This window comes from Roseburia sp. AF20-18LB (genome assembly GCF_003461185.1).
In the GTDB taxonomy this organism is placed as follows: Bacteria; Bacillota; Clostridia; order Lachnospirales; family Lachnospiraceae; genus Roseburia_C; species Roseburia_C amylophila.
The window spans coordinates 566,751-585,458 of the sequence record NZ_QTWP01000001.1; the positions used below are offsets into that span (position 1 = coordinate 566,751).

Sequence of the window (18,708 nt, forward strand, 5' to 3'; positions counted from 1 at the left end):
GTCCATTTAAATGACATAATCGCTGCTGATATCCTGCTGCCATTCCATCAAATCCTCTAACGTATACTTGTCTACTACACTCTTAATCGCATCGTTTAATTCTTTCCAGATACGAAGTGTTACACATTCTGACTGACGCTCACAGGTGTTCACATCATCCTCAAGACACGATACCGGTGCAAGACTTCCTTCTACCTGACGTAATATCATCCCTATCGTATATTCCTTCGGTGTCTTTGATAAACGATATCCTCCCTGGGGGCCTCTGATGCTCTTAACAAACCCTGCCCGTACCAGTGTAGAAATAATCTGTTCCAAGTATTTCATGGAAATATCCTGACGTTCCGCAACATCTTTAAGACGTACCGGTTCAACTTCATCATTCATTGCTATATCAAGAAGAAGTCGGACAGCATAACGTCCCTTTGTTGAAATCTTCATACTGTACCTCCATTTCTATTTGTCTATGGGTACAGTATATTCCTTTTTTCCTACTATGTCAATAGGTATATGTTGTTTTTAATATTCTTCCTCTTCTTCACCCTCAGAGATGTCGTTCTTCGGCTTCTTTAAGCCTTCAATGACAATGCCATTCTTCTCAGCATAATCCCAAAGTGCAGCATGAATACCTTCTTCTGCCAGAAGGGAACAATGCACTTTAACCGGTGGAAGTCCGTCTAATGCTTCCATTACTGCTTTATTGGTTACAAGTAATGCTTCCTGTACGGTCTTTCCCTTTACCAGTTCTGTTGCCATACTGCTGGTTGCAACTGCAGCACCACAGCCAAAGGTCTTAAACTTACAGTCCTGAATCACACCATTATCATCAATATCAAGATAGATTCGCATGATATCACCGCATTTTGCATTTCCTACTGTTCCTACTCCGCTGGCATTTTCAATCTCCCCTACATTTCTCGGATTCTGAAAATGATCCATAACTTTTTCACTATACATAATCGTTACTCCTTTTCTTCTCTATTACTGCTGGTTCTTTACAAAATCTTCGTATAACGGTGACATGCTGCGTAAATGTGCAACAATCTCTTTGATTGCGTCTACCGTGGTGTCAATCTGCTCTTTGGTGGTATCTGCGCCTAAAGTCAGGCGGAGTGAGCCATGTGCAATCTCATGTGGCAGACCAATTGCCAGCAATACATGAGACGGGTCTAAGGAACCGGAAGTACATGCTGAACCGGAGGATGCACAAATCCCCTTCATATCTAACATAATCAGCATGGATTCTCCCTCCACAAAACGGAAGCATGCATTGACATTATTGGCAAGACGATGCTCTCTGTCTCCATTGATTTTCACATATGGGATTTCCTTTTCAAAACGGGAAATCATATAATCTCTCAATTCTCTTTCTCTTGCAGTACGCTCTTCCATGGAAGCAAATGCCAGTTCTGCAGCTTTACCGAAGCCTACGATTCCCGGTACATTTTCCGTTCCAGCTCTTCTCTTTCTCTCCTGTGCACCACCATGTACAAAGGAGCGGATTTTTACACCTTTTCTGATATAGAGGAAACCGATTCCCTTTGGTCCATTTAATTTATGGCCACTGCTGCTTAACATATCAATATTCATTTCATCTACCTGGATTGGCTCCTGACCAAATGCCTGTACTGCATCAGTATGGAATAAAACTCCATGTGCCTTGGCAATTGCACCAATCTCTGCAATCGGCTCGATGGTGCCAATCTCATTGTTGGCAAACATAATAGAAATCAGAATGGTATCCGGACGGATTGCTGCTTCCACATCTGCCGGATTGATGCGTCCATTCTCATCCACATCAAGATAAGTCACCTCAAAGCCCTGTCTTTCCAACCATTCACAGGTATGAAGAATTGCATGATGCTCAATCTTACTGGTGATGATATGTTTTCCTTTTTCTTTATAAGCTTCTGCTGTTGCTTTCAGTGCCCAGTTATCAGATTCACTTCCACCTGCCGTAAAATATATTTCTTCCGGTTTCGCACCGATTCCTGCTGCAATAATATCTCTGGCCCTTGTTACTGCCTTGCGGCTTTCCTCACCTAATGCATAAATGGTAGATGCATTTCCATAATACTGGGTAAAATAAGGAAGCATTGCCTCCACTACCCGCTCGTCCGTTCTTGTTGTTGCCGCATTGTCCAGATAGATTAATTCCATCGGTTTTCCTCCTTTATCAATTTGCTTTATCAGCTATTTTCGTCCTATTTCCAAGTAATTCAGTCGGAACTAAGAATAACACCTTAAGAATAGTATGTCAATCTTCTGCCTGGATTTATTCCTTTTGTACTTTTATTTATCCAAGAGGGTTAAAAGGGGAAAGGGCAGCTTTCGCTGCCCTTTCCATCTATCCTCTTATTTCAGACGATATACATTATAAAAACTAAACTCTCCTGTTTGCAGTTTTGCTCTGCTTAGACTCTTTTACGTCTTCTGTAAAGTACAACTACCGCTGCTCCTGCAACGAATAACAATACTACCATGCATGCAATCGGAGTATTATCTCCTGTCTTAACCTGCTTCTCTGCTGTTACAACAGGTGTTGCATTCGGAGTTGTAGATGCTGCTGGTTTCATATCTGTATTGCTAAGTACAATAACATACTCAGATGCATGTGAGAATTTGAAATCAACGGTTCCGTCTGCATTTACCTTTACAGCCTGAACATATTCTAATGCTCCGGTCTTTTCATTATAATAGTAAAGGTTTGCATATTTTCCACTGTTCTCTGCACCAACGTTGACACGAAGTGTAGCATCAAATCCAAATGCTCCGTCATGTGCCAGTGAAAGTTCAATGGTCTTGTTGTCTCCAGCTAATGCTTTAATCTTATCAGCCGGAATGCTGCTCTTACCTACGGTTACACCGAGGTCTATTGCATCTTTTAATTTACTTACAATGTTCTTTCCGTTTACAATCCAGCTTACGTTGTCGTTCAGCTTGAAGGTAATGGTAATATCTTTTCCAATCATACCATTGAATACTTCTGCCGGAACTTTTGTGGTATCTGGCATTGTAACATTAATCTTTGCTGTATCTCCCACAGCATCAATGGTATCAATTACTTCCTGGAAATCTTTACCCGGAACAGTAATGTCAAGATTAATCTTTTTATCTGCTCTCAGCACTACAGTACCGCCATCCTTTGCTGCCGGAATGGTAACTGTTACTGTCTTATCAGAAGAAACAGTATATGTTTTACCATCATAAAGATTTACAACTGTATTTCCTGCATTTGCATTAACCGGAACTTTTACTTCTTTTGCGGTATCCTTGATATTCATACCAACATATAAGGTTGTTCCTCCATAGGATCTTGAAACTACATCATAGCCTTCCTCATCAGAACTTGCCACAACCTTTCTGCTTCCTCTTGCAAATACATCTGTGTATGCATTACGGATGCTCAGCAGATTCTTATAATGCTGATATGTGACATTGTCCTCTGTTGCCAGTGAGAAATCCATGTCATATCTATTAGTCTGGTATGGATAATTATTTAATCCACTTAAACCAACTTCTTCACCATAATAGATCACCGGAATACCCTTTGCAGTAAGCTGTAAGGTAGCTGCAACTAACGCTGCTGATGTTGCCTCATCCTCGGTATATCCTTTTCCTTTCATTAAGGCAGCCTTAAATCCATCTTCATCATGACTGCTTAAGAACTGACCTGTCATGTATGTGTTATTAAGTGCAGAATTTCTTGCAGAAAGGAAACTTTCTACAGAAGAAATATTACCACTGACAAAGCTTGTTGCCTGATCATTAAAATCGAAATCAAGGTCTGCATCCATCTGGCCACTACCTAAGGTATTACCATTTGCTGCATATCCAGCACCATAATATTCTCCAATCATCTTGAAAGACGGATTTACTTCTGTTGTAGAATTTTTAAGTGCTGCCCATGTTGTGCTGTCAACATGCTTTACTGTATCTACACGGAAATAGTCAACACCATAATCCTTCATCCATGATGTCTGCCATTCTACTAATTTTGCTCTGACATCTGCCTTCTCTGTTGCAAAATCCGGCAAGCCAGACTGCCATGATTTAATATCGCCTTCACTGACACTCTTATCCCTTAGCATATCAGCAAATGTTGATTCTGTACCATATCCGGCATGGTTTACAACAATATCAACCATAATACGCATGCCACGATTATGTGCTTCGCTAATCATAGTTTCAAATTCTTCTGTTGTACCAAGTGTAGGATTCAATTTTGTAAAATCACTTGCCCAGTATCCATGGTATGCTGCATTATAAGGAACATCTTCTGAACCTTCATCTGTTACAGCTACACCTTTCACATTCTCTACTATTGGTGTAATCCAGATTGTATTTACACCTAAATCCTGTAAGTAATCTAACTTAGCTGTTACACCTGCAAAATCTCCACCATGATACAGTCCCGGATTGTCTCCATATGTATCTGCACCACTTGCTGTATTATTAGATTCATTACCATCAAAGAAACGGTCTGTCACCATAAAGTAGACAACAGATTCATCCCAGTCGAAATCATTTTTGTTTTCCTTCACACGGTCTGTAATTTCAACATCCACTGTAGTACTGAATTTATTACCGTACTGGTCTGTTACAGTAATTGGTAATGTCTTAATTCCTAATGTTGTATCTGTTGTAGCAGAAATGGTAACTGCCTGCAATTCCGGTTCAATCGGCATTGCATTGCTTCCGCCAAGGGAAGAAACATCGATACTAGCACTAGCTACTTCTAATGTTTTCGTATCTGAACTATCCTGTTCAACCTTAAACTTAACAACATCATTTTCGTTGTAGTTAAAGGATTTATTCATAACTTCTGCTGTAACTGTTGCATTTAATTTATAGTATTCAAAATATGAGTAATCTGCATTATTGTACTTTTCGCTGTTTGAATTGAATGCATCTACAGCATAAGTTCCATTTGCTTTGTAACGATAATGTGTTTTGCCATCTGTTAAACCACTCTTTACATACTCAAAACGCTTTGTTGTATCATTGTATGTCATTGGATACTCTGTTCCGTTTACGTCAACAGCTACAGTCATATCCTTTAAGGTGCCATCTACAAATGCAGCATCATCACGATAGTAATATGATACCTGTTGATTTTCTGCATCTACTTCATAGCCAGTATTATATGGCATAGCAATTTCCGGCTCACTGCCGGCTTTCATGCTGGCGTATATAACCTTCTGGTCAGAAGGGAATGTAACGGAATGGTCTCCACCATCTTTAATCCACGGATCAACTGTTGAATCTAATGCGATACAAAAATCAACCTTTGTACAGGATGGTTTTGCTGGAATTGTTATTGTCCATTTATCTCCACCTACGTATGTAAAATCGGTTAATGCTGAAGCATATCCTGATGACCATGTATAGAACTGTGGTGTAATTCCTTTTTCTTTTAATCCTGGATTCTCATAATCCAATACAAGGTATCTCTTTTCCATTGGTACGATTACAGGCTTCTCATGAACCGGATCTGAACCATCCACATAATATAATACTTCATTCTCATCACCGCTTATTGTAAAAGAACGGTCTGCGGTATCAGAGCCGCCATCCCATCCCTGTGTTATGTCATAACGTGCCTTTAATCCTACTGTTTTTCCCACATTACTGCCGGCAACTGTAATGGTCTTTTTAAACCATGTCACATTATTTGCAGCATCATATTCTGTTTCATCAAAAACATATGATCCATTTAATCCGGCATTCCACATCCACATATCAACTTTTCCCATGTCTGTGTCTGTTGATAAATCTTCATTGTAATAATACATTGTAAATGTATGGTCTGGAACCGGTGCCTCCCAGCTGTCCGGTGCTGTTTTATATACAGTTGTATCACCACCAGCTTTGGTTCCGGTAACCCAGAGCTCAGTACTTGTTGATGTTACAGAGACATCAATATTATCCGTCTGTGCCCCACTGTTATTATTGAAAATGCAGCTGAAATTCTGTTTTACATCCTGTGTATATACTACATCATACCATCCTGAATGGTCAGCATTTTCTGAAATCTGTCCGCCCGGCCATTCTTTTCCAACACCGGCTCCTGTTGCAGAGGCATCTGCTCCCCACATATGATTGTAAATAGTGCTTCCCATTCCTGATGCAAGATAATGAATGGTTGTAACATATTTCCAATCAGCAGGTTTTGTCTCTGACAAAGAACCATCGAACCAGTACTCTGCTTCTGCCTTTCCTTTTGTAGAAAGTGTTACTCCGTCTAACTGGTTTCCATGTCCATCATCATTTAAAATGAGATCATAATCTGTGCTGTTATCTAATGTCAGATGCATTGTATACCAGCCTTCATGACCTTCTGCTGCAGTCATGGTTTTTCCCGGCCATTCACCTGCCGGCTTATTGGTCTCATGATATATATATGCAGCAACATCATTGCCTAATGTGCTCTTATAATTAATAGTCAGATCACATTCTGTTGGTACAGACTCTGGAATCAATGTTTCATTCTTTGAAGAATCCTTATACCACTGATATTTTCCCTTATCATCCAATAAACAATAAATGCTTGTATCAGAAGTAAAAGTCTTAATCTGCTCAATTGCAGCTCCTTCTGTCTTTATCTCCGGTGCAGCCTTCTCAGTAGAACCTGCATCAACAAACTGAAAACCTGTCCACTCACTGCTCTGTACATCTACATAATAGAGTCCAGAACTTTCCTCATATGCAAGCTTTGGTTTTTCCTGATTCCCCCATTGTGAAATGGCGGCATTCCCTGCGCCATGGTTATCTACCGTAGCACCGGCAGCCCAGACATTGACAACCGGTGTATTCCATGTACTTGGTTTGTCCAGGTACAACCGGATTGTCGGGCTCGCAGCATATGCAGTGGTTGCACCACCGATTGCCGGAACCATGGTCACAATCATGGCAAGTGCAAGTATCATACTGAAGATTCTGCTTACAATACCATGTTTCCTGTGAAAGCGTTCTTTTAACTTTCTCATCTTTCCCTCTCCTTTTCGTCGTTTCATTTTATATTTTCCTGCGATTACGTTTTCCCTCTGAATACGTTTTCGCAGTTTTTCGATAATTAATTATATTCTAATTTTTTTACTTTCGCTATCCGCAAATAAACTAAAAAAGAAATTCTTTTTTGTGCATTTTAACTAATTTCTGTATTGAAGCTCATTTTTACAATTCATTTTACACAATTTCCGCATGATAATTTTTTCGAAAAAAGGACAGCACCGATTGGTACTGTCCCATATAATTTACATAATTGAATTTTCATGGTTCTGCAAAACCTGGCAGCTAATTCTGGTAATCCATATGTGCAATGACCATCATGGCAATCTTAAAAGTCATGGCATCCTCGAATTTGCGGATATCAAGTCCAATCATCTTTTCCAGACGTTCTAAACGGTATACCAGCGTATTCCGGTGGATGTATAGCTGCCTTGCTGTTTCTGAAATATTCAGGCTGTTCTCAAAAAATTTCTGGATTGTCACCATCGTTTCATCATCTAAATCAATATTCCGCTCACCAAAAATCTCTTTGATAAACATTTCGCAAAGGCTCATCGGAAGCTGGTAAATCAGTCTGCCGATGCCAAGCTTTCCGTAGGAAATGGTTTCCTCTTCTACATTAAAGATTCTTCCTACTTCCAGTGCCATCTTGGCTTCCTGATAAGATTTGGCAATATCCTGCAGGGTATTTACCGTATTGCCATAACCCACGCGGACACGCACCATCGCTTCTGCATGCAGATTGTCTACAATTGTTTTCGCCAGATTCAGTGTTTCCTCTTCTGTTTTCAAATCTGTTGCATCCTTAATCAGGATAATGTTCTGCTCGTCTAACTCTGTCACAAAATCCCGGTTGCGGTCTGCAAAAAGATTCTTCACCATTTCTACAATAACAGAATCTTTTCTGCCATCCACTTCTATGACATAAACCAGACGCTTTGCCTGCTCAATATGCAGCTTCTTTGCTTTATTATACATATCTACAACCAGCATATTTCCAAGAAGGATATTCTGCATAAAATTGTTCTTATCCGACTGTTCCCGGTTAGAGGCAATCAGATTCCGAATCTGGCATACTGCAAGTCTTCCCACCATATATGCTTCATCATTAGTGGAACGTGCCAGAAGAATATATTCTACTTCCTGTTCTGCAATTACTTTAAAGAAATGATAGCCCGTCAACATCTGGCTTTCTGCCATGGATGCTGCAAAATTCACAACCTCTGCACGCATATCTGTTTCAATCTGAAATGTTGCTGCAACCTGCTTCCCGTTTTCGTCATAAAGGGCAAGTCCGATTTTGGATATATCACTGATTTCTTCTAATGTTGTCTGTAGCTTATGATTTGAAAGCATTCTGCGCACTCCTTACTTATATATAATGTGAGAAAAGACTTTTACTGAGAACAAAGAATGTGCCTTGGCACATTCTCGCGCCTGCGGCGGTCGCTTGCGACATCTACCTTATACGCCGCAGTGCGCATCCTCGCGGAGCGTGTTTTACTTTACAGGAAATTACTTTCCTGTAAAGTAAAACACCCGGATGCATATAGCACCCGGGTTATTGCACTATATTCAGTTCGATTGTACCGAATTAGTTAGTAATTGTCAATTCAGTCTCTTTGTCGAATACATGAACCTTCTCAGGATCGATAGCAAGTTTGATATGGTCGCCTAAACGAGCCGGTGTTCTGGAATCAACCTTAGCTGTCATCTGAACTCCTGCAGCTTCGAAGTATAATAATACTTCAGAACCAAGTAACTCATATCCGGTTACATCTGTCTCAATGATGCTGTCTTTGAAGGTTTCGATTGTAATCTGGGAATCATCGATATCTTCTGGTCTGACACCCATAACAACTGTTTTTCCGTTGTAGTTGCCTTCGATTAATTTCTTAGCTTTTGCTGGTGGTAATACAACAGTTGTATTGTCAAATGTAAGGGAAACTTTCTCTCCTTCAATATTACATTTAGCATCTACGAAGTTCATCTGTGGGGATCCGATGAATCCAGCTACAAATAAGTTATCTGGCTCATTGTATAATTTCTGTGGAGAATCAACCTGCATGATAACACCATCTTTTAATACAACGATTCTGGTTCCTAATGTCATAGCCTCTGTCTGGTCATGTGTTACATAGATGATTGTAGCACCTAATCTATGATGCAGAGCAGAAATCTCAGAACGCATCTGTACTCTTAATTTTGCATCCAGGTTTGATAAAGGCTCGTCCATAAGGAATACCTTAGGATTACGAACGATTGCACGACCCATAGCAACACGCTGTCTCTGTCCACCGGAAAGAGCCTTTGGTTTACGGTCTAATAATTTCTCAAGGTCAAGAATCTTAGCTGCTTCTTCAACTTTTCTCTTGATTTCATCCTTCGGAACTTTTCTTAATTTTAATCCGAATGCCATATTGTCAAATACAGTCATATGTGGATACAGAGCGTAGTTCTGGAATACCATTGCGATATCTCTGTCTTTTGGCTCTACGTCGTTAACGAGTTTTCCGTCGATGTATAATTCTCCGGAAGAAATCTCCTCAAGACCTGCAATCATACGAAGTGTAGTAGATTTACCACATCCAGATGGTCCTACGAAGATGATGAATTCCTTATCTGCTACTTCAAGGTTGAAATCCTTAACAGCTTCAAAGCCGTTTGGATATACTTTACAAATGTTTTTTAATGATAAACTTGCCATTGGTTTAACCTCCTAATGTTTTGTTCGTTTTTAACTGTCCTTATCATACAGGATATTGTTCACTTTGGCTATGCGAGGATTCCACAAAGATTTTTCTTTTTTTTGTATGTTCTGACTGATATTCTGTGCATTTTTTTATCTCTTCGTCAGAGTGACGAAAACCCATCTCTTTCTTGTACAATCCGACGAAAGAAATGGGTTTTCATTTTAGAAAATGTTTATCTTTTCTTTATAATTTAGAGTATCCGTAACCATTTACCATGGCCTCTAACTTCATGCCTTTTGCACAATACGGACAGTCATGCTGCTCATATGCCTGATAGCCTGGTACATCTTTCTCGGTAAAGAGACTTTCTACTCTGTGACCGTCTACTTCCTTAACAGTGGAGAAGATTGCTACTACATCTTCAATAATTCCACCGTAATACCGGATGCACTCTAAGCATCTTCTGATTGTCTCACCGGTTGTTGTTGTATCCAGCAAAAGCACGATATGTTTTCCGGTAATCATATTTTTGGTATTATCACGGAAAATCATCTGACCGCTGCTGTTCATCTCCGGAGAAATAACATAAATAGTCTCATGCAGATTGGTTGACATAAAATCTCCCTGTTCAAAACGCTCTGCTAAAAATCCGCCAATCATTTCTGTTCTGTCCATACATACAACGGTATCTACATAGGATGGATTACCGGTCTTCTGGTAAAGCACTTTTACAGCTTCTTTTGCCTCTTTCACGCGGGCTTTCATACTGGTTACATCAATATAGTAATTGATGTGCGAATGACTGGTGGCAAAATGCCCCGGTATTGCATGTAATGCAAGATTGTTGTTTTCCTTTGAATAAAATTTGACCATACGTTCTTCCATTTGATTTACCCCCTGTTTGATAATTTACTGGATTCCGGTACTTCCGAAACCACCTCTGTCCTGGTTGCCCAGGCTTTCTACTTCTTCAAAATGAATCTGCGGCTGATTCTCTACAATACGGAACTGTGCGATACGGTCATTAACATGAATCACGGTATCACGCATTGCAATTGCAGGCAGTCTCCACATATCATTGTCTCCACAGTAGGAACCGTCTACGATTCCACAGCTGTTTGCCTGAATAATTCCGAAATTCTTATAAGAAGAACTTCTTGGCATAATGTGTGCTTCATATCCCTTTGGCAGCTCCATTGCCACACCAAGAGGAATCAGTTTAAATTCTCCTGCTTTCATTTCGACTTCTTCGGATGCACGAAGATCAATCCAGTCAGATTTGCCATCGATATATGTAAGCTTTTCGATTTTATCTGTAAAATATTTGATACGAATCTTTTCCATTCTGCTAAAAACTCCTTTTCTCCTACTGCCATTCCAGGTCGTCATGCTCTACCTTTTTATCTCTGAGCATCAGTTCTTTTACTGCATCTTTCGCAGGTTTATCTTCAAATAATACTTCATTGACCTGTTCAATAATCGGCATATCTACATGATATTTCTTCGCTAAAGCAATTGCTGCTTTGGCAGAATAGACACCCTCAACTACCATCTTTACTTCATCCATTGCCTGCTGCATGGTATATCCCTGTCCCATCAGATATCCGGCACGACGGTTTCTGCTGTGCTTGCTGGCACAGGTTACGATTAAATCACCCATTCCGGTCAGTCCGCTTAAGGTCTCATATTTCGCTCCCATGGCAAGGGCAAGTCTTCCCATCTCGGATATTCCACGGGTTATGAGTGCTGCCTTGGTATTATCTCCATAACCAAGTCCGTCTGCCATACCTGCTGCCAGTGCAATGACATTCTTTAAGGATGCTCCGATTTCCATCCCCAGTACATCCGGGCTGGTATAAACACGTAATACTTCACTCATAAAGGTGTTCTGGACCAGTTCTGCTGTGGCACGCTTCTTTGCTCCTGCTACCAGACTGGTCGGAATTTCTTTTCCTACTTCTTCCGCATGGCTTGGTCCACATAAAACCGCCACCTCACATTGTGGAATCTCTTCCATAATAATTTCAGATAAAGTCATTAACGTATTCTCTTCAATTCCCTTTGCCACGCTGACAATAAGCTGTCCCTCTGCTACGAACGGGCTCATTGCTTTTGCTGTGCTTCTGGTAAATGGAGAAGGCACTGCTAAGACGAGCATGTCTTTTCCCCCGATTGCTTCTTTTAAATCTGTTGTGAACATAATATCATCCGGTAAAATAACGCCCGGAAGTTTTTCTGCCTGCTCATGCTTTTCCTTTAACATTTCAATTTCCGGTGCAAGTGCAGACCAGATTGTAATCTTATGACCGTTTTTATGTAATACCACCGATAAAGCAGTTCCCCAGCTTCCGGCTCCAATGATACTGATATCAGACATTTGTTTTTTCCTTTCCTATGCTTCCTGTTTCTTTGAATGGAAACTGAATTTGTTCTCGGTTCCCTTAAGAAGTCTTCCGATGTTGGCATGATGTAAAATGATTGCCAGTCCCGCCACAAAACCGAATACAATATACACCTCCGTCAGATACTGCTCCGGTACGGAAAGCAGTCCCATCTGGCCAAATACGACAATCTGTATTTCAAGACTGATTACACCAAGTATGGAACCCAGGGAAACATACCGTGTGATTGCTACCACGAGAATAAAAATTCCAAGGCTTATTGGCACTGCCAGCGGACAGAAGCCAATCAGAAGACCACCGGTACAGGCAATTCCCTTTCCGCCTTTAAATTTCATATAAGCCGGAAAATCATGACCTAAGATGCAGCCCACACCAGCATAAAGCTCTAAGACCTTCACACTGTCCGGATAACGGTTCCGGAAAATGAGCCATACAATGACCATTGCCATAAATACCTTGCACACATCACCAATCAAGGTAAGAATGCCTGCCTTCACGCCGAGGTTACGCATGGTGTTGGTAGTTCCTACATTTCCACTGCCCACCTTACGTAAATCCACATTTTCTTTCTTTCCATATAAGAAGCCGGATAAGAACATACCGCATAAATATCCGATTCCTACTGATATTACACGTCCGAATAACATTTTATTAATCTTCCTTTCTTTCCCTTATAATGAATTTCAGGGAAGTACCCTTAAAGCCAAATGCTTCCCGAATCTTATTTTCCAGATATCTTGTATAGGAAAAATGCATCAGGTTCTTGTCATTTACAAAGATAACAAAAGTTGGCGGTTTTACCGCTGCCTGTGTAATATAATATAATTTTAAGCGTTTTCCCTTATCGGTCGGTGGCTGCTGCATGGCAACTGCCTCTGCCATAATCTCATTTAATACACCGGTTGCCACACGCATGCTGTTATTTTCAAGCACTACATCAATGGTCTCAAAAATCCTGCCGGTACGCTGTCCGGTCTTGGCTGAAATAAATAAAATCTCTGCATATGGCATGAAGCTTAAAATCTGACGGATTTTCTCTGTATGCTTATAAATGGTCTTATCATCCTTTTCAATGGCATCCCATTTATTCACTGCAATGATAATTCCTTTGCCTCTTTCATGGGCAATTCCGGCAATCTTGGCATCCTGCTCCGTTACGCCTTCTGTAGCATCAATTACAATAATGACCACATCTGCACGTTCCACTGCTGTTACTGCCCGGATGATACTGTAACGCTCTAATTCTTCTTTAATCTTATTCTTTCTCCGGAGTCCTGCCGTATCAATAAATACATATTCTCTGCCATTATATTTTATATCGGTATCAATGGCATCTCTTGTAGTTCCGGCAATATCAGAAACAATCACACGGTTTTCACCGGTCAGCTTGTTAATCAGTGATGACTTACCTACGTTCGGCTTACCTACAATGGCAATACGCGGTCTGTCATCTTCTGCTTCTTCTAACATTTCCTGGGTAAAATGCTTTGCCACTTCATCTAACAAATCACCGATTCCAAGTCTGGATGCTGCAGATACCGGAACCGGGTCACCAATTCCAAGATTATAAAATTCATAAACATCCGGCATATATTTTTTAAAATCATCTACTTTATTTACTGCAAGAATAACCGGCTTCCTGGAGCGGCGCAGCATGTCAGCTACTTTCTGGTCTGCATCTACAAGCCCCTGTCTTACATCCGTAATAAAAATAATGACATCTGCGGTATCAATGGCTATCTGTGCCTGCTCCCGCATCTGGGATAAAATAATATCTCCGCTGTCCGGCTCAATACCGCCGGTATCAATTAAGGTAAAGTTATAGTCAAGCCAGGATACTTCGGCATATATACGGTCACGGGTTACACCCGGAGTATCCTGTACGATAGAAATTCTTTCACCTGCCAACACGTTAAAAAGTGTTGATTTTCCTACGTTTGGTCTGCCTACAATAGCTACTACTGGTTTACTCATTCTGTCTCCTTCCAAGGACTGCATTCAGCAAATCCTGCCCGCTTGATTTTACAATATCTGCCTGTACTTGTAAAGTTCTTTTCAGCTCCGTCAATGTGATGTCATCTAAGAAAACATCTTCTCCCATACGCAATACATTGCATGGCAGCAGTATCTCATCTCCCAAATCTTCGTCCTTAAGCTGTGCGATAATATCCTGTCCGGTCAGAAGTCCTGCAACGGTAATCCGTTCTCCGAAGAAATCGTTTCGGATCACGCGGACCCGTATCTTTACATTTGGAAACTTCTCCTTCATTTCTCCTGTCAGTTCCTCCAAAATCGGTCCTGCCAGCTTTCCGGTTACCAGCGTAACTGTCCTTTTCAGATTGGCATCACCTTTTTCTGCTGCAAGTGCCTCCCGGAATTCATCCCGCAGCAGTGTAATCATTCCCACGCCATTTTCCAGCTGGATATATCCATCATAATTTTCTGCGGACGGAAGAGGCTGCTCTGCCAGAAGATACCACTCGTCTCCTCCATGCACAAAGTGTGTACCGAAATGCTCCATGCAATAATCCTGCCAGCGGTGAATCTGCTCTAAGACTTTTCCTGCATCCTCTTTTTCAAAAGCTTCCAAGGGATATAAGCCCTCCCGGTATTTTGTCAGGCCGACCGGTACAATAGAAAGACTCTGCATGTTTGGAATATACTCTGTCAGGTCACGGATAGTCCGCTCTAACTCTTCGCCATCATTGACGCCCTTGCAGAGTACAACCTGTCCATTCATTTCAATTCCGGCATCTGATAAGCGTTTGATTTTCTTTAAGGCTTCTCCAGCGAAACGGTTGTGCAACATGGTACAGCGAAGCTTCGGATTCGTGGTATGCACCGACACATTAATCGGTCCAAGATTGTAGTATATGATACGTTCAATATCCTTATCCTTCATATTGGTCAGCGTTACATAATTCCCCTGTAAGAAGGAAAGTCTGGAGTCATCATCTTTAAAATAAAGTGTCTCACGCATGCCCGGCGGCATCTGGTCAATAAAACAGAACATACACTTATTGGAACAGGATTTGTAATCGTCCATCAGTCCGTTTTCAAATTCGATTCCAAGGTCTTCATCATAATCTTTTTCAATTTCCAGTTCCCACTCTTCGCCATTATTCTTTCTTACTACCACCAGAAGATACTCGTCCTCTGTCAGGAACTGATAGTCAAATACATCTTCTATTTCTTTGCCATTAATGGAAATTAGCTCATCTCCCGGCTCCAGCTCAAGCTCCATGGCAATGCTGTCCGGTTTAACTCCACTGATGACATGTTTCTTTGTATGCATAAATTATTTTCTCAATCTTTCTATATTATAATACCTCTTTAGTTTACAATAAAAAGGGCAGAATAACAACAGTTATTCCACCCTTCCATTTATTCCTGCTCCATACTCATGCTTCTGTCTTCCATTTCCTGTGACGTCATCAGTTCATCCTCCGACTCAATGATATGTAACTCCAGCAGTTTGTTAATCGTGTATACACAACGATCATTCAAATTCAAATTCAAATAATAATCTTTACTGTTTTCCATTCCCCACATCCGTTGTTCTCTCCTGGTAAGCTGGATTCCCTGACTGTTATAGACATGCAGATACAGTCCATTGATATACGTATGTTTATAGTAGTTATCATTTACTGTATTCAGATAAATATGTCCTGCCCGGATGTCCTTAAGATAAGCATCATATATTTCCTGCGCCCGCTCATCAGGTATATTAATGCTGCCATATTCTAAATTCTGGTCATAGGTATCAAACTCCATTGAAATAATATGATTATTCGGGTCATCATAATTCACCATCAGATTCCCCTTGAGATAATTCTCCGGATCCATAGACATAGCATAGATTCTTGAAACAACCGAATCTGCATTTTCATAATAATTTTTAGCAGCCGGTACATCATAGCTTCTTACCATAACGCTTCCGTCCGCAAGCTGATAATCAATCTCCACCCACTGCAATGCCTTATCTAAATCAGACGAGCCCTGATATGCCTGAAATTCCTTCTTTGAATCAATAATCTGCTGATGAATACTCATAATTTCATCAATTCCGCTTTCTGAATTTTCTTCTATATCAAAATAGCAGTTAATATTTGCTGCGACAATTTCCTTCTTATCCGGGATTTTATTTTCCAGTCCGAAAGCATTCCATTTGATGCAAAAAAGAAATACGACGGAAATTCCTAACATGACGCCGCATTCTAATAATCTCTTTTTGGTCACTACACGCAGCTTCTTCGTCAAAATCATTTCCGCAATGAAAAATGCCAGAAAACCTGCAATCAATGTTGTAAATAAAACCATCAGGAAATTGCCCAGTGATGTATGTACCAGCACGCCAAACAGTCCGCTCAGCAGAATTGCAGTAAGAAAAGCCATACAAAAAGCCATTCCCCAGCGGAACACCGGGCGGGTTGCCGGAATTGTAAGCACATCTCCCGTGGTTTCCAGTTTACGTTTCTGATAAAGCAGACAGGATATCACTATCAGCACCACACCCACCAGTACATAGATTCCTACAACCGAAAGGCCAAGCATATGGTATTCTATCCTGTCCTCTAAATAGTCATACTCTACTCCCACCTTATTTGAAAGATATATCACCGGTGATAAAATACTATTCATACGGTCAGCATAAGAATTCGCCATACCATAGCCAATTGTACTAATCATACATGTAATCACATAGCGGCATCCTATATATAATACGTTCAGAATAATCGTAAATACCGGCATTGCCAATAACTGACCGGTAAACATGCCAACGAAAATTGCCATACTGTAGAAGAAAAAGCCCTCTCCCGTCAGCATCAGTGCCCACGCCAGCAGATACTGCAGACTTGTAATTCCCTGCATAATGCAGCATACTGTTCCAATAATAAACGCCAATAGTACAGGAACCACAATCATGCAGAATCCTGACAGGAAATTACTGATAAAAAGTTCTGTTCTTTTCAATGGCAGTGAATGAAACAGATGTGAGCTTCTGTTATTATAAAGATAATAAAATACTGCCATTGCTGCAATAATTCCAATTGCCAGACTAAGGAGTGCAATAAGCGCACCGCTTCCATCTGAAAACAGAATCTGCATAAAATTATTCATTTTTATTTCTTTAATTTCCTGTGCTGAATAACCTTCATAAGAAATCCCGGAATTCACTAACAGCCGCAGAGGAACCATACATAGCAGCAATATCGTATAAATCAGCCAGACAGGCCAGAAATGCGTAATATTTTTCCAAAATACCGTCTTATTAAAGTAAGATGTCTTTGACCGCATAATCCGCACCTCCTAATTCGTAAATAAAAATTTCTTCCAATGTCAGAGGCAGCACATCAATCAGCATCGGCGAAGTCTGTTCTAACCGCAGCTTTGCCTCTTTGGGATTGCCTTTTACAATCATGGTATATACCCTTCCTGTACTGGACATATGTAACACTTCAAAATCAGCCGGAAGCTTCGGCATTCTTTCCTGATATGCCACCTGAATCTTACAGACACTTCCCTGTAGTTCGCTTAAGGAACGTTCTAACATTACTTTTCCATGATGCATAATGCCCACATGGTCACAGACATCCTCCAGCTCTCTTAAGTTATGGGAAGATACTAACACCGTAGTTCCATGTTCTGCCACATCAGACATGATAATGCTCCAGATCTGCCTTCTCATTACCGGGTCTAGTCCATCTACCGGCTCATCTAAAATCATAAGCTCCGGTCTGCAGCTGATTGCCAGCCAGAAAGCCGCCTGCTTCTGCATTCCCTTTGACATTCTCCGAATGGTCATCTTCGGATCAATGTTGGAAAATGCATCCCGGATCCGGAAAAACAAATCTTCATCAAAAGTCTTATAGATTCCCTTATAAAAGCGTTTCATTTCCATGACATCTGCCTGCTGGAAATAGAAAAGATCATCCGGAATATATGCAAATCTGGCCTTTGCCTGAGGATTCTCATACACCGGCATCCCGGCTATTTCTATGTTGCCGGCATCCGGCTTATAGATTCCGGTAATATGTCTTATTATCGTAGATTTCCCGGCTCCGTTTGGTCCTACCAGTCCATAAATTGCCCCATCCTTTACATGCAGGTTTACACCGTCTAACGCCCGGAAATCTCCAAATGTTTTCACTACATTATTTACCCGTATCATGAATATATTCTCCTCCTTCCAGTTCCGTTATCCGATGTTTTAACTGCTCCGGCTCTACTGCCAGATACAGTAATTCTGATACAATTTCATCAAAATGTCCTTTTAATTCCACAGTTCTTGCATCCTTTACATGCTTCTGGGAAGCCACAAATGTGCCTTTCCCGGAAATGGTATAGACATATCCTTCTTTCTCCAGATCCCGGTATGCCCGCTGGATGGTATTCGGATTAATTGCCAGTGTTGCTGCCAGTTCACGCACAGATGGCAGTTTTTCATCCGCTGTCAATGCATTGGAAATCACAAGATGACGCATTCCATCTTTAATCTGTTCGTAAATAGGCTTTGCATCCCTGTAATTAAGCTGTATCACTTCGCTTCCTCCTTTTGGAATATCGTAGGTGTATTATCCGTATTACTTCAATTGATACGC

At 40.8% G+C, this 18,708-nt stretch carries 15 protein-coding genes; all 15 read right to left on the minus strand.

All coding sequences use genetic code 11. The annotated features are described in order from the left end of the window. Positions 1 to 6 precede the first annotated feature (6 nt). The gene (locus DWX65_RS02800) at positions 7 to 441 is read right to left on the minus strand and encodes an RrF2 family transcriptional regulator (protein ID WP_117698181.1); all 435 of its coding nucleotides are present in this window, start codon (positions 439 to 441) and stop codon (positions 7 to 9) included. 78 nt (positions 442 to 519) lie between these two features. Next, positions 520 to 957: a Fe-S cluster assembly scaffold protein NifU gene (gene nifU / locus DWX65_RS02805; RefSeq protein WP_022242477.1), complete on the minus strand. Its 438-nt coding sequence runs from the start codon at positions 955 to 957 to the stop codon at positions 520 to 522. A 24-nt stretch (positions 958 to 981) separates the two neighbouring features. Next, positions 982 to 2,160 carry a cysteine desulfurase NifS gene (gene nifS / locus DWX65_RS02810; protein ID WP_117946666.1) on the minus strand — a complete coding sequence of 393 codons (1,179 nt, stop codon included), beginning with the start codon at positions 2,158 to 2,160 and terminating at the stop codon, positions 982 to 984. Positions 2,161 to 2,414: 254 nt separating this feature from the next. Next, a complete protein-coding gene (locus DWX65_RS02815) occupies positions 2,415 to 6,989 on the minus strand; it encodes an alpha-amylase family glycosyl hydrolase (RefSeq protein WP_242997787.1) in 4,575 nt (1,524 codons plus the stop codon). Positions 6,990 to 7,296: 307 nt separating this feature from the next. Then, entirely contained in the window at positions 7,297 to 8,367 is a 1,071-nt protein-coding gene (locus tag DWX65_RS02820; RefSeq protein ID WP_117946668.1) for a PucR family transcriptional regulator, read from the minus strand. Positions 8,368 to 8,605: 238 nt separating this feature from the next. Next, complete coding sequence (locus tag DWX65_RS02825) at positions 8,606 to 9,718, minus strand: ABC transporter ATP-binding protein (RefSeq protein WP_117946670.1); 1,113 nt, start codon at positions 9,716 to 9,718, stop codon at positions 8,606 to 8,608. 229 nt (positions 9,719 to 9,947) lie between these two features. Beyond that, positions 9,948 to 10,589: a phosphoribosyltransferase gene (locus DWX65_RS02830; RefSeq protein WP_118172751.1), complete on the minus strand. Its 642-nt coding sequence runs from the start codon at positions 10,587 to 10,589 to the stop codon at positions 9,948 to 9,950. 24 nt (positions 10,590 to 10,613) lie between these two features. Next, a complete protein-coding gene (locus DWX65_RS02835) occupies positions 10,614 to 11,048 on the minus strand; it encodes a dUTP diphosphatase (RefSeq protein ID WP_022242470.1) in 435 nt (144 codons plus the stop codon). A gap of 22 nt (positions 11,049 to 11,070) precedes the next feature. Next, entirely contained in the window at positions 11,071 to 12,081 is a 1,011-nt protein-coding gene (locus DWX65_RS02840; protein WP_118172752.1) for an NAD(P)H-dependent glycerol-3-phosphate dehydrogenase, read from the minus strand. Between the two features lie 15 nt (positions 12,082 to 12,096). Next, positions 12,097 to 12,753, minus strand: coding sequence for a glycerol-3-phosphate 1-O-acyltransferase PlsY (plsY, locus tag DWX65_RS02845; RefSeq protein WP_118172753.1), 657 nt, complete (start codon positions 12,751 to 12,753; stop codon positions 12,097 to 12,099). Positions 12,754 to 12,757: 4 nt separating this feature from the next. Next, positions 12,758 to 14,080 (minus strand): ribosome biogenesis GTPase Der, encoded by a 1,323-nt coding sequence (der, locus tag DWX65_RS02850; protein WP_118172754.1) that lies wholly within the window; start codon positions 14,078 to 14,080, stop codon positions 12,758 to 12,760. Next, positions 14,073 to 15,401, minus strand: a complete 1,329-nt coding sequence (locus tag DWX65_RS02855) for a DUF512 domain-containing protein (RefSeq protein WP_022242466.1) — start codon at positions 15,399 to 15,401, stop codon at positions 14,073 to 14,075. Before DWX65_RS02855 ends, der begins: the two co-directional genes overlap by 8 nt. An 89-nt stretch (positions 15,402 to 15,490) precedes the next feature. Beyond that, positions 15,491 to 17,404, minus strand: coding sequence for an ABC transporter permease (locus tag DWX65_RS02860; RefSeq protein ID WP_118172755.1), 1,914 nt, complete (start codon positions 17,402 to 17,404; stop codon positions 15,491 to 15,493). After that, positions 17,379 to 18,278: an ABC transporter ATP-binding protein gene (locus DWX65_RS02865; protein ID WP_117946676.1), complete on the minus strand. Its 900-nt coding sequence runs from the start codon at positions 18,276 to 18,278 to the stop codon at positions 17,379 to 17,381. Before DWX65_RS02865 ends, DWX65_RS02860 begins: the two co-directional genes overlap by 26 nt. Continuing rightward, on the minus strand, positions 18,262 to 18,648 hold the full coding sequence (locus tag DWX65_RS02870; protein WP_117698189.1) for a GntR family transcriptional regulator: 387 nt from the start codon (positions 18,646 to 18,648) through the stop codon (positions 18,262 to 18,264). The genes DWX65_RS02865 and DWX65_RS02870 overlap by 17 nt, the downstream gene beginning before the upstream one ends. Between the last annotated feature and the right edge of the window lie 60 nt (positions 18,649 to 18,708).